Genomic DNA, 21,581 nt, shown 5'->3' with positions numbered 1-21,581 from the left:
TCATGCACCGCCATCCCGCCGCAGCCAAGGCCTCCTCACCCGGACCCCCAGGGGACGGGACACCGGCGTTCTCGGGGAGGACCGCAGTCAGCGGAGTGCGGTGGAGCCTTTCGGCGGTGCTGGCACGGCAGGGTTTCCAGATGCTGTGCGCGGTGGTCCTGGCACGGCTTCTGGGCCCGGAAAGCTACGGCATCATTTCCGCCGCCACCGTCTACACCACGTTCGCCGCCCTCTTCCTTGACCAAGGCCTGTCCTCAGCATTGATCCAGCGGCCCGAGGTCAGCCGCCGCGCAGCCGGGGCCACTGCCACGGTGAACCTGATGTTCGCAGTGCTGATCGGCGCCGTCACGGTATTCCTGGCACCGTGGGCGGGGGGCTTCTTCCATGCCCCGGGAGTCACCGCGCTGCTCCTGCCGCTGGCTGTGGCGATTCCGCTCAAGGGCCTGGCCATCACGCCGCGGGCCATGCTGTCCCGCGAGCTCCTGCTGCGCCAGGTGGCCCGGGCGGACATCGTTGCGGCGGCCGCGGGCGCGACGGCGGGAATCACCGCCGCGCTGCTGGGCGCGGGCTATTACGCACTCGCCTTCCAGGTGATCACCACCGACCTGCTCACCGCCCTGCTGCTGCTCCTGGCGTCCCGCGGGCCCTTGCCCAACTTCCACCTCAGCGAAGTCCGGCCGCTGCTTGCCTTCAGCATGAGCGTGTTCTTCACGGATTTCCTGGCGTACTTTTCGCGCAACGTGGACAACATCGTGGTGGGCCGCTTCCTGGGGGTGCTCCCGCTGTCGCTCTACAGCATGGCCTACCGGATCATGGTGGTGCCGGTGCAGCTCGTGGGGCAGACAGTCAACCGCATCATGTTCCCGGCGTTCTCCCGGGCCGCAGGGGATGCGCCGATGGTGGCCGCGCACCTCTCGCGTGCAATGCGCATCCTGGCGATGTCAGTTGTCCCCCTGATGGCCTTTGTCGCGTGTGCCGCGGCCCCGCTGGTCCATCTGGTCCTCGGCGATGCCTGGCTTCCGGCCGCGCCCCTGGTGAGCATCCTCGCGATCGGGGGCGCCCGCGAGACCATCTTCTACATCACGCCCTCCCTGATGAAGGGCCTCGGCAAAGGAAAGCTGATCGTCCGCTACGAGGTGACCGCCGCGCTCGTACAGGTTGGCGGCATCGTGACCGGCCTCCAGTTCGGGCTGTTCTGGGTCGCCTTCGGCCTGGTGGCGGCCGGGTTCCTGCTGACCCCGGTGCTGTTGGTCCTGCAGTCCCGGCTGACAGGGTTCACCGTGGGACAGCAGCTCGGTGTGATCCTGCCAGCCGTGCACGCAGCCCTCTGGGCCGCGGCCGCCTACCTCGCGCTGGGCTTGCTCCAGCTCCCCGCGCCGGCACTCCTTGCATTGGGCTTGCCGCTCTTCGTCTCGGTGCACATTGCCGCCCTGTTCCTGTTCCACCGCAAGCATCTGAAGCTGTACTTTTCCCAAGCCCGGACGCTCTTCTCCCGGCAGGACGGACAGCAGTCCCTCGCGAAGGAGGAACCATGAGCCAGGACCCCGCAGGATCGCTCGTCGTCGCCGTCCTGACGTACAAGCGCCCGGAAGACCTGGCCTTGGCCATTCCGCGCCTGCAGGAACAGTTGGAAGGCGTCGGTGGCGAAGCCTCTGTCCTGGTGGTGGACAACGACCCGGCAGGTAGCGCGCGGGCCGCTGTCGAGGCCTTTGCCTCCCCGCGCGTGCGGTATGTCCACGAGCCGCGTCCGGGGATCGCAGCCGCACGCAACCGCGCCCTGGCCGAGTCTGCGGCGGACTCCGTGCTGGTGTTCATCGACGACGACGAGGTCCCCACGGAAAACTGGCTCCGCACCCTGGTGTCCCTGCACAGCTCCACCGGTGCGGCCGCCGTCGTCGGTCCGGTGGTGAGCGAGTACGCCAGGACCCCGGAACGCTGGATCCAGGAGGGCAGGTTCTTCGACCGGCGCAGGCTCAAGACCGGCACCCGCCTCACCGTGGCCGCAACCAACAACCTGCTCCTGGACCTTCCGCAGATCCGTGCCTTCGGCCTCAGTTTTGACGAACGCTTCGGACTCAGCGGCGGCTCGGACACGCTGTTCACGCGCAAGCTGGTCAGGCTGGGCGGCGTGATGCTGTGGTGCGACGAGGCCGCCGTCATCGACCGTGTGCCGGTGTCCCGGCTGACCCGGGAGTGGGTGCTCCGCAGGGCGCTTCGAAGCGGTAACTCGGCGGCGAGGGTGAGTCTTGAACTCGCGGAAAACGCTGCGGAAAAGGTCCTGGTGCGGGGCCGGCACCTGGTGTCCGGAGCGGTTCGGGTCGCCGGCGGCAGTGCCCGGCTGCTCGCCGGGACGGTCACCGGGTCGATGTCATTGCGGGCGCGCGGGCTGCGCACTATCGCCCGCGGAACGGGGATGGCGTCCGGGGCCTTCGGCTACGTGTACAGCGAATACAAGCGGAAGTAGCCCGCGGGGCGGCGGCCACGGTGCAGGGAGATCCGCCGTCCCAGGCTCCCGCTAGTTGACTCCCGGAACGTCCCGCTGGCGCACGACCCGGGCCGGCGCGCCCACGGCAATACTGTTGTCCGGAATGTGGCTGCGGACCACGCTGTTTGCACCGATGACGACGCCGGAGCCAAGCTCCGTGCCCGAGATCAAGGCAGAGCCGCGGCCCACCCAACTGTTGTCTCCGATCCGAATCGCCTTGCTGCTCATCGGAGCGGTGCTGATAAGCCCGGCCACGTCTACGCCGTGATCCGAATCCCGGATGGAGGTGAGCTCCGCGATCTGGCAGTCGTCGCCGATCTCCACCCTTTCGCCGGCCCCTACAATCACGTAATGCATGAGCTTGGTCCGGGCTCCCACGCTGAACACGGCCCCGGGCCGGATGTCCAGGATCACGCCTTCGCCGAAGTAGATCCCGTCCCCGAGCGACCACCCCTTGTGCGGCAAGTGCCTAAGCCTGAGCCGGCTGTCAAGGAGGATTCCGTGGCCTGCGGCACCGCCCCAGAGCCGCACCCAGGCGGCGAAGGCTTCTCCCCTGAGGCGCCTCCGCCAGCGCCGCGACTTTGCGAATGCTTTCCTGGCGAAAGCCACCACGGTCCTCCCTGCGTAGCCGTCCGTGCACCCACAATAGCCCGCAGAAGTGACCCCGAACACAGCCAAAAGAACCTCGAGGTGTCTTGGGTCAAAGAATTTTTCGTCACATTTCCGGCCGCCGCCAGCCTTCTCACAAAATTCCCGGAATGGCGGTGATTATCGCGGCGTGTCGCGCCTTTGCCAAGCACCGTTACCAAGTCGAAACCATCGCAGCAGGAGCGGTTTTCGGCCGTTACCGATTTGCAACAAAAGTCCGGGCTCCACTAGCGTGGTTTTTCGTTAGCCGGGGTCGGGGATGCCTACGGGAAACGCCAAGCTGTGGTTTGCTCCACGCCTGGCACCGCACATTTCGCCGGCCCGGCGTTGCTCTGCAGCCCGGTCCCACGGTGCGTTTCCCCGTGCCCGGAGTCCGAAAACGCAGGGGCAACAACCATGGCGATCCACCTCCCGCCACGAGCGAACACCCGGCCGAAGCCTGCCGCGATGCCCGCCGTCCACCCGCTTGCGGGCCGGCTCCACGGAGCCTGCACCGCACTCAAGGGTCCGAAGGCATCGACACCGGCTCACGCAGTCCCTTCCCGCCACCCGGGGTGCATGAACGCACCCGTCGAGGTCTTCCGGGAAGTCTTCCGATGCGACACGCTCGCATTGCCCCGCCAGGACTATCGCAGCCCTATCGCAGCGGAATACGCTGCAACGGCTAGCGCTCCATTTTTTCCCGGGCAATCCGGACTTCCACGGCCGCTGGGTGTGCCGCGGTCCTCCAGGACGCCCACTACGAAGCAAGGAATGAACTTTGAAGCCAAGCATTGAACTATCCCGCCGCAAGGCTCTCGGTCTCGGCGCCGCAGGCGTCGTGGGAGCCGTCGCTGCGAGCTACGCCGTTGCCGCTCCTGCCACCGCGGCAAGCCGTTCGGACCTCATCCCCGGAACCTACAAGCCCACCAGCGCCAACACCGGCGTCATCACGGGCACCGCCCTTACCCCCTACAACACCAGCGGCGCCGACCTGGTCATCACCAGGGACGGCACCCTGCTGGAAAACCTGGACATCTACGGTGACATCAAAGTCCGGGCCCGCAACGTGGTCATCCGCAACTGCCGCCTGCGCGGCGGCAAGTACATCCCGTCGGCCAACACGGGAGTCGTGGACGCCAACAGCGCCTACTGCTACAACCTCCTCGTCCAGGACTGCACCATCATCCCGGACCGTCCGTCTTACTACCGTGACGGCATCGTGGGCCATGAATTCACCGCGCGCCGCAACCGCATCAAGCGCAGCAACGACGGCATCGGCGTCTTCAACCGCCCCGGCGGCTCGGTTTACGCCAACGTGGTCATCGAAGGCAACTACATCAACGAGCTCACCTACTGGAGCAACGATCCCGCCCACAGCGACGGAACCCACAACGACGGCATCCAGGTCCAGGGTGGCGAGAACATCCGGATCGTCGGCAACACCGTGGTCGGCTCCATCGTGACCGGCGCCGGCAGCGCCCCGAGCCCGCGCGGCACCCACGGCGGCTGCACCATCATGCTGCAGCAGAACGTCGCCAAACTTGCCAACGTGCTGGTGGAGCGCAACTGGGTGGACGATGGCCAGACGTCCATCAACATCGCCGTCGGCAGCAAGTACCCGGACATCGTCGTGACCGTGCAGCGGAACTTCCTGGGCCGCAATCAGTTCGATTTCGGCAATGGTTCCAAGTACCCCATCCGCATCATCAGCCGCGCGAAGAGCAAGGTCACCGGCCTGTTCATCAACCGCTGGGAAGACAACAACGTGTACCTCGCCGAGGGCCGCGACCTCGGAATCCGCTACGACAGCTAGCGGCCGCTGTTCCGGAACCCGGAGCGCCCCGGAACACAGAAGTGCCCTGCCAACGCCCATCGAGCGCTGGCAGGGCACTCTGCCGTTAACCGGCTTGCAGCCTATCCGGCGTGCACCGTGAAATCGTCGAACAAGGCGTTAACGGGTGCGTTCGTCGCCGAGCCGGACAGGTAGGCCAGCAGGCCCACATTTCCGGCGGCCTGCAGGGCCGCCACGGTGTTGTCCGTGGTGCTCAGCTGCCAGCTGCCGGGTTCGGCCGTGCCCGTACGCCAGGCCTTGGCCCGCAACGTTGTTGGCGAGGTGCCCGTCGCCTGGACCCGCAACTGCAGCTGCTGGCCTGCCGTGACGCTCAGCCCGGTCACGAACTGCCCCAGCGTGGTTTCGGTGTTCCCCGAGAGCCTGCTCAGCTGGACCGTGACCGCCCCGGCCGCGTCCACTTTGACCTTGCCGCGGTATTCGGAAGTGCCTACCTTGCGTCCGATGATTCCCATGAACGTTCCGCCGCCATTGCCGATCCTGTCCAGGCTCAGCGTGACTGTGGTGTCCGAGGCGCTGCTGAACACACTGCCCAAGTAGGCGGAGGGGCCGCGGCCCGCAACCATGTTCATCCGTCCGTCGCCGCCTGACACGGAGTAGTAGGACAGCGAACCGGCCACGCTCCAGGCCCCGCCGCTGTCAGCCGTCCCCCAGCCGGACGCCACGGTCCGGCCGAAGGCATCGGCAGCGAGCGCCCCGCCCGGGTCCGACGCTACGGTGACGGTCTGGGCGGCAACGTCGGTGGCGCCGTCGTTGTCCGTGACGGTCAGGGTGATCGTGTAGTTCCCGGAGCTCGCATAGTTGTGTTGGACGCTTACTCCGGTGCCGGTGCCGCCGTCGCCGAAGTTCCAGCTGTAACTGCTGATGGTGCCGTCCGGATCGGAGCTGCCGGAGGCGTTCGCCGTCACGCTGAGCTGGTTGGCGGAAACCGTGAACGCGGCCGACGGCGGCTGGTTGGCTCCGTCGCTGACCGTCACCAGCCGCGAGGTGCTGGTGGCTGCTCCCCCGTTGTCGCGCACGGTGAGGTTGATCGTGTAACTGCCTGCCGCCGCGTAGGTGTGCTGGGCGGTGACGCCCGTGCCGGTGCCGCCGTCGCCCCATCCCCAGGTGTAGCTGCTGATGCTGCCGTCCGGGTCGGAGGAGGCGGAGGCGTTCACACTGACGGTCAGGAGGTTGGTGCTGCTGGTGAAGCTCGCCACCGGCGGTTCATTGGTGGTCCCGGTGATGGTGATGCTGCGGGTGTCCCCCGTGACCGTGTTCCCGAAGGGATCCTGGACCCGGATGCGGTAGTTTTGCGTACCGCCCGCAAGGCCGGAATCGTTGAAGACCAAGGTGGGCCGCTGCCAGAACGTGGACAGTTGGGAGACGCTGTACACGGGATTGCCGTTGCGCAGCACCGTGTACGTCAGGTTCGAATTGTCCCGGTCCCAGTTGGCCTGCCACTGCACACGGACCTGCCCTGCACCGGGGCTGCTGAGGCTTGGCACGAAAGCAGCGCCGGAGACGCGCGGGCCTTGGTCATTCGGGGCGATTTCCTTGACGGCGAAGCGCGAAAGGCCCTGCTGCGGGCTCTGGTTGACGTTCTTGAACTCCCCTACCATCACCACATAGCTGTTGTTGCCGGTGACGTACCACGGCCCTTGGCTCTGGCCGCTGGCCGTGCCGGTGTCCATGTCCGGGAACCAATTGAGCATGGAGGGTGCAGGTTGCCCGGTGAAGGACGGGTAGCCCTGGGTGTCCTTGGTGAGGGTTCCGGTCACCGCGCGGCTGAAGGAAACAGCCCGGTGCCAGGTGCGCGGGGACGTCTCGGGGAAACCGCCAAGGTTCAGGCAGTAGTGCGGGTGCCCGGCCACGTAGACCGCCGTGTTGTTCGCGAAGGCCGAGTAGGAGTCGCCGTGGCAGTCTTCGATCCATTTGATCCTGGCGTCCGACCAGTTGGCCGCGAAGGTGCCCTCCAGGTTGCCTCCGGTGCCGAAGATATAGCCGGTGCCGTAGAACTGGCTGCCGTCCGTGGAGAGGGAGAGGATGGCCGAGTCCTCGCCGGCGTCGCGGACCACGTCGTTGACCTGGATGGCCAGTGTGGCCCCGGTGGCGGAATTGACCATGCCCAGCCCGTAGCCGGGGCGGTTCAGCCCGTTCAGCGTGGTGAAGGCGCCGCCGACCACCACCCGGTCAGCCGTCGGAGACAAGGCCAAGGCATTGACCCGGCCACCGTCGGCATTTGGAGCCCAAGGAAGCAGGGCGCCGTTGGAAGCACTGACGGCGGCCAGCCGGTTCCGGGCAACCGAACCCACCGCATTGAACGTGCCACCGAACCAGACGGTGGAATTGCTGGCCACGATCGCCCGGACACTGGCGGCGACCTTGGGCGCGAAGGAGGAAATGAGGCTTCCGTTACTGGGATCAAAAGCGGCGATCCGGTTCCGTTGCACTCCGTTAACGGTGGTGAAATCGCCGCCCACGTAGATCCGCGAACCGTCCGGCGAAGCGGCGATGGAGAGGGCCTGGCCGTTCAAGACAGGCGCGAAGTTCGACTTCAGGAGCCCGCTGGTGAGATCGAACGCCATGAGGTTCCTGCGTGACACCAACTGGGTTCCGGGAGCCGCGCCGTACGGCCGGGCGTTGCTGAAACTGCCCGCCACGTAGACGGTGTTGCCCAGAGTGACAGCCTGCCAGGCGACGCCGTCATGCTGTGCCGTGGGAAGACTGTCTGCTGTGACGGTCACCGGTGTCTTGGGATCGTTCGGATTAATCGGCGCGGAGTCTGCCAGCGCAGGCGCAGCCAGCACGGCTCCCGAAATAACCAGCGCGAACGCTGCAAGCGCCATGACAATGGGCCGTGCACCTTTACCCCGAGACATCGGAATGACCTTTCTCGATGGATAAAGCAAGGACCGACGTCCCGAGCCAACGAAATCGCTGTACCAAGACGCTTGGGCACTTGCATCGGGTTCCAGAGAAAGATCCGGAGCGGGTTGAACTTGCTCTCCCGCCGGGCCTTGGTCCGGAACAAATGGGCGCTGAGCCGCTCACACACGTGGCCGTCAAGGATTGTGGCCCTGCAGCCATCACGCGATCTGGAATTATTACCCACGATTGACCCTCGGACCATACCGGTCCATGTCGCCAGCCGGAATCCGGCTCCCCTACGCCAACACTGGGACAATCGGAGGCTTGTTCCTTCAGGCTACTCTCACGGCGCTCTCACAAGGTAGTCGTCGAAGCTTGTCCTCACCGGGATGTTGGTAGCTGAACTCCACAGATAGCTCATGAGCCCGGTGGAGCCGGCAGCCTGAAGCGAAGCCGTCGTGTCCGTGGCAGACACCAACCAGGTGGAGGGCTCCGCCGCACCGTCGCGCCACACCCTCGCCCGGATCATGCTGGGCGCGGTACCCGTCATTTGAACCCGCAGATGCACCTGGTCCCCCGAGGCCACTGTCAGCCCGGCAACCGTGACCGACTGAAGCGTCGTCTCGGTCCCGCCGGACAACCGGGTCACGTACAGGGACGTCGTTCCGTTGGCGAAGATCCGCAATTTCGCCCGGTACTCATCGGCAGCCACTTTCCGTCCGATCACCCCCACAAATGAACCGCCGCCGTCGGCAATCTTGTCCTGCGACACCAGCACCTGCACATCGGCAGCCGTCGTCGTCACCCCCGGCAAATATGCCAAGCGCGTGGCACCGGCCGTGCCCATGAGCATCATGCCCACACCATTGACCACCGTGTAATTCGTCGCACCACTGCCGACCGTCCACGCACCACCGGTATCAGCCCTGCCCCAACCCGAAGCAGACACCCGCCCAAAGGCATCCGCAGCCAAGAGGCCGGCCGCTCCGTCCGCCACGGTCACGGGCTGCACCGCAGAGCCGGTGGCCCCGGTGTTGTCCGTCACCGTGAGGGTGAGCTGGTAGGTGCCCGCCGCCGCGTACGTGTGCGACGCCGTCGTACCGCTTGCAGAAGCGCCGTCGCCGAAGTTCCAGGCGTAGGAGACAACAGAACCATCAGGGTCTGAGGAACCGCTGCCATCTACGGACACGGCGAGTCCGTTTGCCGAACTGGTGAACGCTGCAGTCGGCGGCGTACCGGTCACCGTACCGCTGCCGGTAGTGACTATCAGGTTGTCGAAACGCATCATCACCGGGGCGTTTGTTGCCGATCCTGAGACGTAGGTGGCCAGCCCTGCAGAACCCCTGGCCTGAAGGATGGCGGTGGAGTCGGTGGCGGTCAATTGCCATGCCGGCGGCTCGCTGGTCCCTGTCCTCCACACTTTGGCCCCCATGCTGCTTGGCCCCGTGCCTGCCACCGCGAAGCGCAGCTGCAACTGGACGCCTGCGGCGTAGTTCAGTCCGCTGATGCTTTGCTGTTGCAGGACGGTTTCCGCTCCGTTCACCACACGAGACAGATACAAGGTCACGTCGCCGTTGGAGGCCACCCGGACCTTGGCGCGGTAGTCGTTGTTTGTCCCCACCCGGCGTCCGGCCAGCGAGGCGAACATTCCACCGCCATTGGCCACTTTGTCTGCTGAGAGCGTCACCACCGAATCAGTGCCGTCAAGGTTCAGGTCTCCGAGATAGGCCGAGGGCCCGGTTCCGGGTGCCGGCACCGTGATGGCTCCGCTGCCGCTGTTCACCGCGAAGTTTCCGGAGCCTCCAGTGACGCTCCAGGGCCCGCCGGTGTCCGCGGTGCCCCAAGCGCTTGTGGCCGTGCGCCCGAAGGCGTCGCTGGCCACGGTGGTGTTTGGCGGCGGGTCGGTGGCGGTGACCGGACTGCCGGCGGTCGCGGTGGCACCGCGGTTGTCCGTCACGGTCAGGGTGGCCTGGTAGGTACCGGCCACCGCATAATCGTGGGTGACTTGGGCGCCTGAACCGACTGAACCGTCGCCGAAGTCCCAGGCGTAGCCGGCGATGGTGCCGTCCGGGTCAGAGGAACCCGACCCGTCGAAGGTGGCCCTGCGGTTCACGACGTTCTGCGTGAACGAGGCAATCGGCGGTTGGTTGAGGGCCACCGTCACGGAATGCGTCACGGTGTTGACCGCGCCGATGTTGTCCGTCACTGTCAGCTGCACGGCATAGGTCCCGGGGGCGTCGTACGTGTGCGACGCCGTCGGGCCGCTTGCCGTTGCGCCGTCGCCGAAGTCCCAGGCATAGGACGTGATGGTTCCGTCCGGGTCCGAGGAGGCCGAGCCGTTGAATGCCGCCGCCAGAAGATCCGCACTCGAGGTGAAGGCGGCCACCGGGGCTTGGTTGGGCGGCGGCGCCGTCGCCGTGACATTGCGCGTCGTGCTGGCGATATTGCCGTCGCTGTCCCTGACCGTCAACCGGACCGTGTAGGTGCCGGCGGTCGCATAGACATGCTGGGCGGTGACTCCGGTCGCCGAGGTTCCGTCGCCGAAAGTCCAGGAGTAGCTGACGAGCGGGCCGTTGGGGTCAGATGACCCGGAACCATCGGCGGCCAGGGTCAGGTAGGTCATGCTGGAGGTGAAAGCCGCCGTTGGAGGTGTGGGCGGCACGTTCAACGTGCGGCCGGAGGCCCGGTAGTGCGCCTGGACCTGCTGAAGCCCCAAGGCCACCGGGTAGACGGCCACCTCGTCCACATCACCCCGGAAGTTGTCGCTGCCGGGCCGGCTGGGCCAGCCGCTCAGCAAGTCCCCGCCTATCCGCCAGTAGCCGTCGAATGCCCTTCCGACGGTGGTATCCGTGCGGAAAGCGACACGGGTCCCGTCCACGTAGAGGAACATGCCGCCTGAGCCTAGCGAAGCAACAATCTGGTGCCATTGACCGTTGTTGAAGCCCGCCGGGCTGTTCACCGTGCGTAGGGAGCCGTTCCAGGCGCCGAAGTAGATACGGCCGGAGTTGTCCATGTACACGTTCCGGTCGGTCACGCGGGATGTCCCGCTAGCCACGTTGCCAAACCCGAAGATCCGGCCCCCGGTGCTGGTTGTTGTCCGGATCCACGCCTCTGCTGTGAAGGAGTTGGAGCCTCGCAGGATTCCGGTATCCACGGCGACGCCATTCGCCGTGCCGTCCAGCGTCGCGGCACCCGTGGATTCTCCGATCACGGCTCCATCGGCCCGCAGCCCGGCCCCGCTTGAAGCCGTCAGGTCCTCTGCTCCCGCGGAGTCCACAAGGGTCGGCCCCGCCGCATCGTTGAAACGCCAAATGTGGTCGGGCGAGTCGGCAAGCACGGCGGACCCGTAACTGCTGGAAGGTGTGGTGCTTCCCGGGATGATGCTCACGGTGTCCGAGCGGACCTCGTTTCCGAGGGGGTCAGTGACGAACAAACGGTATCGGTAGCTTTGGCCGGGGATGAGGCCGGTGTCCACATAGCTCATGCCCGGCCGGTTCCAGAATGTACTGTCCTGGATTGCGGTATAGATGGGGTTGGCCGTGTCGCCGTCCCGGGTGAGTTTGTAGGTCAGCCGCACATTGTCTTGGTCGTGGTTGGCCTGCCAGCGGACACGCACAGTCCCGGCAGCCGGAGACGTGAGGGTAGGGTTGATTCTCGACCCGCTCAGGACCGGCCCGCGGGTGTTCGGGGCATTCTGCTTCACCGTGAAGCGGACCAGCCCTTGCTGCGGGGTGCCGTTGACTGTGGTGAATTCGCCGCCCATGACCACGTACTGGCTGTTCCCCGTGATCGTCCATGGCCCCTGGTTCTGCCCCGTGACGGTGCCGGTGTTCAGGTCCGGAAACCAATTCAGGAGCGACGGCGCGGGGAGCCCTTCCCAATTGGGGTAGCCCAACGGATCACGGACAATAGTCCCGGTGACCGCTTTGCTGAACGCCAGGCCCCGGTGGAAACTCCAGGGTTCGGTCTGCGGAAAGCCGCCGATGTTGCCGCAGTAATGGGCATGTCCGACCTTGTAGATAACGTCCCCCAACGGAACCGCCGCATACGTGTCCCCGTGGCAATCGTCCAGCCAGGTGATCTTTCCGGCGCCCCAGGAGGCGGCCACGATCCCTTCGAGATTGCCGCCGGTGCCGAATACATAACCCGTAGCGTAGACGTTGTCGGCGTCACCGCTCAGGCTGGTGATGGCAGCGTTCGCCCCGCCATTGCGGACGCGGTTGTTCACTTCCCAAGGCAGCAGCCCGCCCACGGACGGATCCACAGCGGCGAAACCGTACCCGGGGTTCGACGAGCCGTTCAGGGTAGTGAACGCGCCGCCCACCACCACCTTGCTGCCGTCCGGGGACAGTGCCAACGCGTTGACCCGGCCGTCGTCGGCGGACGGGTTCCATGGCAGGACTGCACCGTTGGACGCGGACGCAGCGGCGAGGCGGTTGCGTGTCAACGTCCCCACGGCATTGAACAATCCGCCCATGTAGACAGTGTCCGCAGTGGGAACGATGGCACGGACGCTGGCGGCCATTTTCGGCAGGAAGGAGGTGATGAGCGCCCCACTGGATGGGTCCAGCGCGGCCACGCGCCACACGGGTGAACCGTTCACCGTGGTGAAGTCACCGCCCACGTAGATCCGGCTGCCATCCGGGGACGCGGCGATGCTGAGGGCTTGGCCGTTGAGCACCGGGGCGAACGGCAGCAGCGTGCCCGTGGTCAGGTCATAGGCCAGGGCATTGCTTCGCGGGACCGGGCCTGTGCCCGCGGGGGAACCCGCCGGCCTCGCGGTGGTGAAGCTTCCCGCCGCGTAGACGGTGTTGCCCACAATGACCTGCTGCCACACGACGCCGTCCACTTGCACGGTGGGCAAGGCGTCCGCAGTCACGGTCGGCGGACTTGCCGGAGAAGCCGGGTCCGGTGGGGCACTGTCGCCAAGCGCCGCCGGCGCGGCCACGGTCCCGAGGGAGAGGGCCAGTGCACCGGCGGCGGCAAAGGCAACGAAGGTCCGCAGCCGGAACCGGACCGCTGCAGCGGTCCATGGTTCCGGCCGGAATCCTGCTGCCCCCTGGCGCCCCCTGGGGGGCCGCGGGCGCGGCATCATTTGCACTTCACGGCTGTCAGGGTGCCCTGACGACGTAGTCGTCGAAGCGCACCGTCACAGGGGTATTTGTGGCCGATCCGGAGAGGTAGGCGATGAGCGCGGTGGAACCGGCAGCCTGCAGCGACGCGGTGGTGTCCGTGGTCGTCAGGAGCCATGTGGACGGTTCCGTGGCGCCGTCCCGCCAGACCTTGGCCCGGAGGGTGGTCGGGCCCGTGCCAGTCACCTGCATCCTGATCTGCACGGCGTCACCGGCGGCCAGGGTGAGGCCCGCGACGTTCGCGGACACCAAGGTGGTCTCGGTGCCGCCCGAGGTCCTGGTCAGGTAGAGGGTCGTGGCACCGTTGGCCGCGATCTTCAGCTTGGCCCGGTAGTCATCGCTTCCCACACGCCGTCCGGTGATGCTCACGAAGGTCCCGCCGCCGTCGCCGATCTTGTCCAGGGAGGCCTTGACCTGCACGTCCGCGTCCGGGGCCGTCACCCCGGCCAGGCTTGCGGTGCGGGAGGCTCCGGCGGTGCCCAGCAACATGGTTCCGACGCCGCCGGTCACGTTGTAGTTCGCCGCGCCGCTGCCGATGGTCCAGGCACCGCCGCTGTCCGCGGTGCCCCATCCGGACGCCACGGTCCGGCCAAAGGCGTCAGCGGCCAACGGCGCCGCTGGCGGCGGGTCGGTCACGGTCACCGAATGGGTCACCGTATCGGTGGCACCGTCGTCGTCCGTAACGGTCAGCGTCGCCTGGTAGGTGCCCGCCACAGCGTATGTGTGCGACGGCGCCTGGCCTGTCCCGGTGCTCGAGTCACCGAAGTTCCACGCGTAGCTGGCGATGGTGCCGTCGTTGTCCGTGGAACCGCCGGCGTCGAACGAGGCCGTGAGGTTCGTGACCGAGGACGTGAAGGCCGCCACCGGCGGCACGTTCGGCGTCGGGTTGCCGCCGGCCGTGGCATTCAGCCTGTCGTAGCGCAGGACCACGGGCACGTTGGTCGTGGAGCCGGAGAGGTAACTGACCAGGCCCACGCCGCCCGGGACTTCCAGGGCGTCCGTGTTGTCGCTCACCGTGAGCTGCCAGGCGCCGGGTTCCGTTGCAGATGCACGCCAGACCTTGCCGCTGACCGCTGTGTTGTTGATGCCTTCCAGCTTCAGCCGGATGACCAGGGGATCGTTGGCAGCCACCGTCAGCCCGGCGATGTTGACCGGTCCTGCGATGGTTGTCTCGACGCCGCCCACCACCTTGGTGAGGTACAGCGAGACGGCCCCGGTGCTGGCCACCTTGACCTTGGCCCGGTAATCGTTGCTGCCCACGTGCCGGCCCAGCAGGGAGGCGAAGTAGCCCCCGCCGTTGGCGACCTTGTCCGCGGAGACTTCCACCCGCGCGTCGAGGTCCGCAGTGGACACCGAGTTAAGCAGCGCGGATCGGCTTTGCCCGGCCGTGCCGATCGTCATGGCTCCGCTGCCGTTGTTGACGGCGAAGTTGCTGTTCCCGCCGGCCAGGGTCCATGCCCCGCCGGTGTCGGCGCTGCCCCAGCCACCCGTTACTGTCCGGCCGAAGGCATCCGCGGCGAGGATCGTATCCGCGGGCGGTGCCGTCACGGTGACGGTCTGCGTCAGGGTGCCGGTGGCGCCGTCGTCGTCGGTGACGGTGAGCATCACCTGGTAGTTACCGGCCGCCGCGTAGGTGTGCGACGGCGTCGAGGTGGTGGCAGTGCCGCCGTCCCCGAAGTCCCAGGCGTAGGAGGCGATGGTGCCGTCCGAATCGCTGGAGCCCGTGCCGTTGAAGGCGACCGCAAGGTTGGTGGCGCTCGAGGTGAACGCAGCCACCGGGGGCTGGTTGGGCGGCGGCGCGGTCACTGTCACCGCGTGAGTCACCGAGTTGGTGAGGCCCGTGTTGTCCGTGACTGTCAGCTGCACGTTGTAGGTGCCGCCTGCCGCGTACGTGTGCTGGGCCGTCACTCCGGTGCCGGTTCCGCCGTCGCCGAATGTCCAGGCATAGGAGCTGATGGGTCCGTTGGCATCAGAGGAAGTGGTGCCGTCAACACTGACCGTCAGTCCGTCGGTGCTGGAGGTGAAGCGGGCCACCGGCGGGGCCGGCGGCGCAACCACGGTGCGCCCGGATGCCACGTAGTGCGCCTGCACCCGGGAGAGCGGCAGCACGGTCGGGTAGATGGCAACCTCGTCGATCTGGCCGTTCAGGTAACGGCTGTTCGGGCGGGAAGTCCACCCGCTGAGGTTGTCGCCACCTATCCGCCAGTACGCGTCGATCGGCCAGGCCGTGGTGACGTCGGTGCGGCTGGCCTGCAGCACGCCGTCGACGAACAACTGCATGCCGTTGGTGCCCAGCGTCGCCACCACATGGTGCCACAGGTTGTTGTTGTAGCTGCTGGCGGTGTTGATGGTGAACCGGGTGCCTCCATTCGGCTGGACTCCGAAGAAGAGCCTGCCGATGTTGGACATGTAGACCACCCGGTCGTAGTCGGCAGACACATCGCTCTGCGAGTTGCCGTAGCCGATGATCTCGCCGCCGCTGTTGGTGTTGGTGCGGAACCAGGCCTCGGTGCTGAAGACGTTCGGCCGCTTTGCCAGGGTGGGGTTGAAGGCCACGCTGTTGGTAGTGCCGTTGAACGCCCCGGCGGTGTTGGACTCGCCGATCACCGCACCTGCTGCCCCGAAGCTGACGCCGGGCATGACCTCGAGGTCATCCTTGCCAGCCAGGTCTACGCCGGTATTGCCGGGGGTATCTCCGAGCCGCCAGTAGTTGGCAGGGTTGTCTGCCAACACGGATGCCGCATAAGTGCTCGACGGCGGTGTGACATCGGTGGCGGTGATGGTCACCGTGTCGCTGCGGGCCTCGTTGCCGAAGGGATCCGTGGTGTAGACCCGGTAGCGGTACTCCTGGCCCGGTACCAGCCCGGTGTCAAGGAAGGTCATGCCGGGGCGGTCCCAGAACGTGGAGGGCTGCTGGACGGTGCTGATGACATTGTTGTCCCGCAGTACCTGGTAGGTGAGGTTCTGGTTGTCCTGGTCCCAGTTTGCCTGCCAGCGCACGCGCACCTGCCCGGCTGCCGGGGTGGACAGGGTCGGGTTGAGGTTGGTGCCGTCGACGCGCGGGCCACGGAGGTTCGGTGCGAGGCTGCTCTTGGCATAGCGGGTCAGGCCCTGTTGGGGCTGGTTGTTCACGATGGTGAATTCGCCGGCCATGGTCACGTAGTCTGCGTTGCTGGCCATGGTCCAGGGGCCCTGGTCCTGGCCGGTGAAGGAACCGGCGTCCAGGATCGGGAACCAGTTGAGCAGGGACGGCCGCGGGGTACCCGCGAAGTTCGTGTAGCCGTGGCTTTCCTGGGTCAGGACCCCGGTGGCCGCCTTGCTGAACGCGAGGCCGCGGTTGAACTGCCAGGGCTGCGCCTGCGGGAAGCCTCCTGCGTTGCCGCAATAGTGGGCGTGCCCGGCAAGGTACAGGACATCACCCATCGGCGTGATCGAGTAGGTGTCGCCGTGGCAGTCTTCGATCCACTTGGTGGTGTTGTCCGACCAGTTCACCGAGAACATGCCTTCCAGCGTGCTGGTGCGGCCGAAGGTGTAGCCGGCGCCGTACACGTTGGTGCCGTCCGTGGCCAGGGTGGTGATGGCGCCGTTGGTGCCGCCGTTGCGGACCACGTTGTTAATCGGGAAGGCCTGGTTCAGGCCGGTGTTGGTGTCCACCCGGCCGAGGCCGAAGCCCGGGTTGGCGGATCCGTTCAGCGTGGTGAAGGCACCGCCCACCACCATGCTGAGCCCGTCGGGCGCCAGGGCCAGGGCGTTGACCCGGCCGCCGGCAGCGATCGGATTCCACGGCAGCAGGGTGGCGTTGGCGGCCGTCACCGCGGCGAGCCGGCCACGGCTGACCGAACCGACGGCGTCGAAGAGGCCGCCGAAGTACACAGTGTCCGCCGTCGCAACGATGGTGCGTACGGACGCTGAGGGCTTGGGCAGGAACTGGGTGACGATGGCGCCCGTGTTTGGATTCAGGGCCACGAGCCGCCACACCGTGGAGCCGTTCACGGCTGTGAAGGAACCACCGACGTAGAGCCGGGAGCCGTCCGGTGAGGCGGCGAGCGCCGTGACCTCACCGTTGGTGGTGGGCGCGAAGGAGTTGATCAGCTCACCGGTGGTCAGGTTGTAGGCCAGCAGGTTGCTGCGCGCCACACCCGTGCCGGGGGCAGCGCCGGAGGCCCTGGCCTCGGTGAAGTTGCCGCCCACGTACACCGTGTTGCCGATGATCACCTGGGCCCAGGCCACACCGTTGATCTGTGCGGTGGGCAGGCCGTCCGCGGCGACCGTCACCGGGGTCGCGGGGTCGTTGGGATTGATGGGCGCAGTATCAGCCCGGGCAGGCACTGTTCCCAGGACGGCCAGGGAGACCGCTGTCGCCAGGCCCAGCAGGGCCGCCACGACGCGTTTCCCGAAAACCATCCGTCCCGGGGGCCGGCCGTTGGCCCCGGTCTCTTGCTTAGTACGCATTGTGCTCTCCGTCCCAGAGATTCCTTGTTGTACTTGCTGCTGCCTGGCCGGCCGCCAGGACGTCGATGTCCGAATTTGAGTACAGTCCCCGGATCCAGTGGTCGTTCCGGTGCTGGTCGACGTTGAGTTCGTTCAACGGCGTGAGCTGGCTGCCGGGGATCATCGGGAAGTGCCGCGGGATTCTGTCCACCTGCCGCACTGGGATGCCGGCGCGCAATGCCACCCAGTGCAGCCAGATATCGTCGGCGCCGGGGCAGACGTCCATGAAGAGGGTTCCCCGGTGCCTGAGTTCCCGCAGCATCGCCGGCGGGTAGATGACCCCGGAGACACCCAGTGCGAAGTTGTTGAAGGCCGGCCGTGTATCGCGCCGGCGCCCCCAGGCCTCGTACTGGGTGATGCTGCCGTTGTTGACCCCGATGGTGCTCACCCAGTGGCCGTGGATCATGTCCGGGTGGGCCACGTTTGCGTCCAGCAGGACGCGGAGCCAGTTGGCCGGGTAGATGATGTCATCGTCCGCCGTGACCAAGGGGTAGCCCTCAAGTTCACGGGCCGAAACATACGGATAGTACTTGGTATGCGGCCCGTAGTTGTGACTGAGCCGGACCTCCACGCCGCGACGGCGGAGCCTGCGCAGGCCTGCCGGCTCGGTGTCCATGAGGCGCGGGTCGTCCAGCCAGAGGATCATCCGCCGTGGCTTGATCTCGCCGCGGGCGATCGACTCCAGGGCGACGGCAACGGTGCCGATCCGTGCCCCGTAGGTGGTCATGGACACGACGACGTCGGCGGTGCCGGTGGCGCTGCTGCGCACCAGCAGATTGCGCAGCCGCAGCAGTGCCAGCCAGGAGTACGCGCCGAAGCGCTTGGAAGCCTTGCGGACCCGGCGGGCCACCTTCCGTGCCGGTTCGGGGATCCGGGCCGGTCCGCGCTGTGCCGGCCGGGTGATGGTGCCGGTCATTGCGGGGCCTGCCCTTCAAACGCCGCGATGGGCGTGAGCGCATCGAGGCTGAAGTAGATCCGGACGTCGCCGCGCTGGTCTTTGGGCACCCCGAACACCAAGGTGCTCGACGCACTCGCATCGGCGGCAACCGTCAAGGGAAACTCCGTGGCTCCGGGACCGCTCAGCGGGCTTGCCGGCGTCTCGTCCTTGCCGTAGGTGACAGTTACCAGCGCCGTGCCGAGCTTCACCGCGGCCGTAGTGCCGTTGCTAACCGTCACCTTGAAGCGGAGGGCGGGCCCGGCGATCTCGCCGATGCCCCTGGCCTCCCCGTCCACGGCCTGCAGTTCCGTGATGGTCGCGGTGATTCCGCTCTTGACCGTCTTCTTCGCCGTCAGCGGCACCGCGGGGGCTACAGGCTGGGCGATCGTGGCCAGTTCCTGTTCCGTCTTGCCCTTGCGGTCCACCGGTGCCGGGTTTGCCGGTGTGGTGCTCTTCGGGGTGGGGGTGCCCGTCGCTCCGGGGGCTGTTCCCGACGGCGGTGCTGCCGCCGTCGCGGAACCGCCCGGCGTCGGGCTCCCGGTGCCGTCGGGGACGGTTGCCGCGGAGGGCGCCACCTGGCCGCTTTGCGGCGTTCCGCCGGGCATGCCCGGCTGGTTGGCGGCCCAGACGACAACGACGGCACCGGGAAGTGCGAGTGCGGCGACCAGGAGTGCCGCGCGAAGCCGTGGCCCGGGACGCCGGGCGGCTCCGTTTCCGGGCGCTGGCCCGGAACGTGGGGAATTCTTCATCGTTGACCCCCAGGATCTGATGGAGTTTCCGGGACGGTTTCCCGGAGGTGTTTTCCACGCGGCGCTTCGGGGAGCACGGAAAGCTCCCGGAACCATTTGACGGACGCCAAGACCAGGAACGCCGCCGTCGCCGCAACAATCACGGTGTACACAGTCATGAACACCGGCACTGCCCCGTAGAGCACGAAGACCCAGCACAACAATCCGTAGTCCATGGGCACCACCAGCACGGAGCGCACCCAGGACAGCCGGCGGGAACCGTCGGCCAACGATTCGACGCCGCGCTGCCGGCGCAACTGCTCGGTCAGCATCATGCTGAAGAACAGGACCGCACAAGCCACCGCCGCGAAAAGCGGCACCAGCAGCAGCAGCAGTGGAACGGCGTCGAAACGGTACAGGCCCACCATCAGGGCGAGCGGGAGGAGGGAGGTCTTGACCGCATCCACGATGTGGTCAAGCCACTCCCCTGCCGCAGATCCGGTCCGCGTCAGGCGGGCAAGCTGCCCGTCCGCGGAATCCAGGGCGTAGCCGGTGGCCAGGAGGAGGGCCACCGCCACGCCGAGCCACAACGACGGCGGGAAGATCACGAGCAGCGCGATTCCGGCGAAGGTGAACACGGCGCTGATTCCGGTTACGGCGTTCGGCGTGAGGCCTGCCGTGTACGCCAGCGCCGCGAGGTAGCGTCCCAGCCGGCGATTGACGTAAAGCGAATAGGCCGGCGCGCTGCGCGCAGCATTCTTCTGCGCCGTGCCCATTTGGACAAGCGCGCTGCGGTACGCCGGGAAGCTCCCGACGCCGGAGGCCGCTTTGACGCTCACCGCACCACCCTCGCTGTTCCGTGCTTGACTCTTGCTGGCTTGGGATTGCTCCGCCGCCCGCGTCTGGCTGCCAGGTCCAGGCAGAGCAGTTCGTAGCCGTCCGCCACTTTGTCCCAGTCGTAGCGGCGGGCGAAGGCGCGGGCGAGCTCGCCCCGTTCGGCGAGCCCCTCCCCGCGTTCGGCATCCTCGGCGAGCGCGGCCACCTCGTCCGGGCTGCTGAAATAGCGGCCGGCGGTGGAGAGCACCTCGCGGTTGAAACCGACGTCGTAGGCGTTGGTGGCCGTGCCCGATCCGATGGCGCGCAGCAGCGAGGGGTTGGTTCCGCCCACCGAGTGCCCGTGCCAGTAAATCCGTGCATTGGCGTAGAGCTGGTCCAGGAGTTCCTGGTCCCACACTCCGCCGACAAAGCGGACGCGGTCGTCACCCAGGGCGTGGACCGAGCGGGTGTACTCGTCCGAGTAGGGGGCCGATCCGACCACCACCAGCGGCGTCCGGGCGGCGCTGCGGACATAGCCGTCCACGATCACGTGCACGTGGTTTTCCGGTTCGAAGCGCGCCACCACCAGGTGATAGCCCCGCGGTTCAAGGCCGAGCTCTGCCAGCTTCGCGGACTCCTCCCCCGACTGAATGGGGGCGCCGTACGCGAGGTAGACGGTGTCGGCGTCGAACTTTTCCCGGTAGTACTCCTGGATCCCGATCGCATCGGCGATCAGCAGGTCGGAGCAGCGGACGGCGAGTGCCTCCATCCGGAGGTAGTACTTCTGCCCCGCGGGGCCCCACTTGGCACGCTTCCACTCAAGGCCGTCCACATGGGTGGCCACGGGGATGCCGGCGGCCCGGATCAGGGGCAGGAAGGGGGCGTTGGCGGCGTTGAAGACGATCGCGGCATCGCTGCGGCGCCGCGGCTGCCGGGCAATGAGGTGCGTGACCGAAAGCCCGGTGTGGCTGAGGGTTTCCAGTGCCCGCTTGCGCAGTGCAGGCAGGAACACCAGCTTCATGCCCAGGTAGTCCCGGGGATCCTGCTCCGGATTGCCGTTGCTGTGCCTGCAGTACACGGTGACCTCGTGGCCGCGCGCGGCGAGCCGGCGGCCGATCTCCTCGATGGCCGTCTCGAAGCCGCCGTACCGGGCCGGAACCCCGCGGGTTCCCAGCATCGCGATCCGCAGTCCGCTCATGGCCGGCTCCAGGCGGAGCGCCGGTGGTCGGGGTGCTCCCCGATCAGTTCCAAGGCTGCGCGCAGGGCGGAACTGGAGGTGTGCACGGTGTAGGGGAAGTACACGACTTCGACGCCGACTTTCGCGAATGCCTCTTCGAGCCGCAGCCCCTCGGGGGTGCCTTTCCAGTCGTCTCCCTTGAAGAACAGGTTGAAATGCAGTTGTTCCCAGACCTGCAGCTTGTCCGGCACGGTTTCGGCGAAGGCCATGTCCACATATCCGATGTTCCGGACGATCTCGATCCGCTCGGCCAGCGGAACCACCGCGGCCCGGCCGCGGACCAGTTCCAGCATCTCGTCGGAAACGACGCCGGCAATCAGGTAGTCGCAGTGGCTCTTGGCGTGCTTGAGGATGTTCAAGTGGCCCACGTGGAACAGGTCGAAGGCGCCGGGCGCGTATCCGATTCTGAGACCCATGATGCAAACA

12 protein-coding genes are annotated in these 21,581 nt (G+C 66.9%); 3 read left to right on the top strand and 9 right to left on the bottom strand.

What is annotated here, in order from left to right; translation table 11 throughout:
- Positions 1 to 2: 2 nt before the first annotated feature.
- Both ACZ9CK_RS04840 and ACZ9CK_RS04835 read left to right on the top strand, forming a co-directional pair.
- Positions 3 to 1,535 (top strand): lipopolysaccharide biosynthesis protein, encoded by a 1,533-nt coding sequence (locus tag ACZ9CK_RS04840; RefSeq protein WP_476049390.1) that lies wholly within the window; start codon positions 3 to 5, stop codon positions 1,533 to 1,535.
- Positions 1,532 to 2,464, top strand: a complete 933-nt coding sequence (locus tag ACZ9CK_RS04835) for a glycosyltransferase family 2 protein (RefSeq protein WP_476049389.1) — start codon at positions 1,532 to 1,534, stop codon at positions 2,462 to 2,464. The genes ACZ9CK_RS04840 and ACZ9CK_RS04835 overlap by 4 nt, the downstream gene beginning before the upstream one ends.
- A gap of 51 nt (positions 2,465 to 2,515) precedes the next feature.
- Here the strand turns inward: ACZ9CK_RS04835 and ACZ9CK_RS04830 are convergent, their stop codons facing one another.
- Positions 2,516 to 3,094: an acyltransferase gene (locus tag ACZ9CK_RS04830; protein ID WP_426302605.1), complete on the bottom strand. Its 579-nt coding sequence runs from the start codon at positions 3,092 to 3,094 to the stop codon at positions 2,516 to 2,518.
- A 799-nt stretch (positions 3,095 to 3,893) separates the two neighbouring features.
- Between ACZ9CK_RS04830 and ACZ9CK_RS04825 the strand changes: the two genes are divergently transcribed.
- On the top strand, positions 3,894 to 4,928 hold the full coding sequence (locus tag ACZ9CK_RS04825) for a right-handed parallel beta-helix repeat-containing protein (protein WP_476049388.1): 1,035 nt from the start codon (positions 3,894 to 3,896) through the stop codon (positions 4,926 to 4,928).
- A gap of 101 nt (positions 4,929 to 5,029) precedes the next feature.
- Here ACZ9CK_RS04825 and ACZ9CK_RS04820 read toward each other — a convergent pair whose 3' ends face one another.
- The 8 genes from ACZ9CK_RS04820 to ACZ9CK_RS04785 all read right to left on the bottom strand — a co-directional run bounded on the left by ACZ9CK_RS04820 (position 5,030) and on the right by ACZ9CK_RS04785 (position 21,571).
- On the bottom strand, positions 5,030 to 7,792 hold the full coding sequence (locus ACZ9CK_RS04820; RefSeq protein ID WP_476049387.1) for a PKD domain-containing protein: 2,763 nt from the start codon (positions 7,790 to 7,792) through the stop codon (positions 5,030 to 5,032).
- A 365-nt stretch (positions 7,793 to 8,157) separates the two neighbouring features.
- Positions 8,158 to 12,693: a PKD domain-containing protein gene (locus ACZ9CK_RS04815; protein WP_476049386.1), complete on the bottom strand. Its 4,536-nt coding sequence runs from the start codon at positions 12,691 to 12,693 to the stop codon at positions 8,158 to 8,160.
- A gap of 232 nt (positions 12,694 to 12,925) precedes the next feature.
- Positions 12,926 to 17,398, bottom strand: coding sequence for a PKD domain-containing protein (locus tag ACZ9CK_RS04810; protein ID WP_476049385.1), 4,473 nt, complete (start codon positions 17,396 to 17,398; stop codon positions 12,926 to 12,928).
- On the bottom strand, positions 17,388 to 18,353 hold the full coding sequence (locus tag ACZ9CK_RS04805) for a hypothetical protein (RefSeq protein WP_476049384.1): 966 nt from the start codon (positions 18,351 to 18,353) through the stop codon (positions 17,388 to 17,390). Before ACZ9CK_RS04805 ends, ACZ9CK_RS04810 begins: the two co-directional genes overlap by 11 nt.
- Positions 18,350 to 19,123, bottom strand: a complete 774-nt coding sequence (locus tag ACZ9CK_RS04800; RefSeq protein ID WP_476049383.1) for a hypothetical protein — start codon at positions 19,121 to 19,123, stop codon at positions 18,350 to 18,352. Before ACZ9CK_RS04800 ends, ACZ9CK_RS04805 begins: the two co-directional genes overlap by 4 nt.
- The gene (locus ACZ9CK_RS04795; protein WP_476049382.1) at positions 19,120 to 19,941 is read right to left on the bottom strand and encodes a CDP-alcohol phosphatidyltransferase family protein; all 822 of its coding nucleotides are present in this window, start codon (positions 19,939 to 19,941) and stop codon (positions 19,120 to 19,122) included. The genes ACZ9CK_RS04800 and ACZ9CK_RS04795 overlap by 4 nt, the downstream gene beginning before the upstream one ends.
- Positions 19,938 to 21,116, bottom strand: coding sequence for a DUF1972 domain-containing protein (locus ACZ9CK_RS04790; protein ID WP_476049381.1), 1,179 nt, complete (start codon positions 21,114 to 21,116; stop codon positions 19,938 to 19,940). Before ACZ9CK_RS04790 ends, ACZ9CK_RS04795 begins: the two co-directional genes overlap by 4 nt.
- Complete coding sequence (locus tag ACZ9CK_RS04785) at positions 21,113 to 21,571, bottom strand: FAD synthase family protein (RefSeq protein WP_476049380.1); 459 nt, start codon at positions 21,569 to 21,571, stop codon at positions 21,113 to 21,115. Before ACZ9CK_RS04785 ends, ACZ9CK_RS04790 begins: the two co-directional genes overlap by 4 nt.
- Positions 21,572 to 21,581: the final 10 nt, after the last annotated feature.

This window comes from Arthrobacter sp. TE26545, assembly GCF_056279005.1.
Note: the sequence above shows the minus strand (reverse complement) of the source record. Positions and strands in the feature narration are given on the sequence as shown.

Coding starts and splice junctions, on each gene's coding strand:
- ACZ9CK_RS04820 (WP_476049387.1), bottom strand. CDS start 7,792: ATGGCGCTTGCAGCGTTCGCGCTGGTTATTTCGGGAGCCGTGCTGGCT.
- ACZ9CK_RS04810 (WP_476049385.1), bottom strand. CDS start 17,398: ATGCGTACTAAGCAAGAGACCGGGGCCAACGGCCGGCCCCCGGGACGG.
- ACZ9CK_RS04800 (WP_476049383.1), bottom strand. CDS start 19,123: ATGAAGAATTCCCCACGTTCCGGGCCAGCGCCCGGAAACGGAGCCGCC.
- ACZ9CK_RS04785 (WP_476049380.1), bottom strand. CDS start 21,571: ATGGGTCTCAGAATCGGATACGCGCCCGGCGCCTTCGACCTGTTCCAC.
- ACZ9CK_RS04835 (WP_476049389.1), top strand. CDS start 1,532: ATGAGCCAGGACCCCGCAGGATCGCTCGTCGTCGCCGTCCTGACGTAC.
- ACZ9CK_RS04805 (WP_476049384.1), bottom strand. CDS start 18,353: ATGACCGGCACCATCACCCGGCCGGCACAGCGCGGACCGGCCCGGATC.
- ACZ9CK_RS04790 (WP_476049381.1), bottom strand. CDS start 21,116: ATGAGCGGACTGCGGATCGCGATGCTGGGAACCCGCGGGGTTCCGGCC.
- ACZ9CK_RS04840 (WP_476049390.1), top strand. CDS start 3: ATGCACCGCCATCCCGCCGCAGCCAAGGCCTCCTCACCCGGACCCCCA.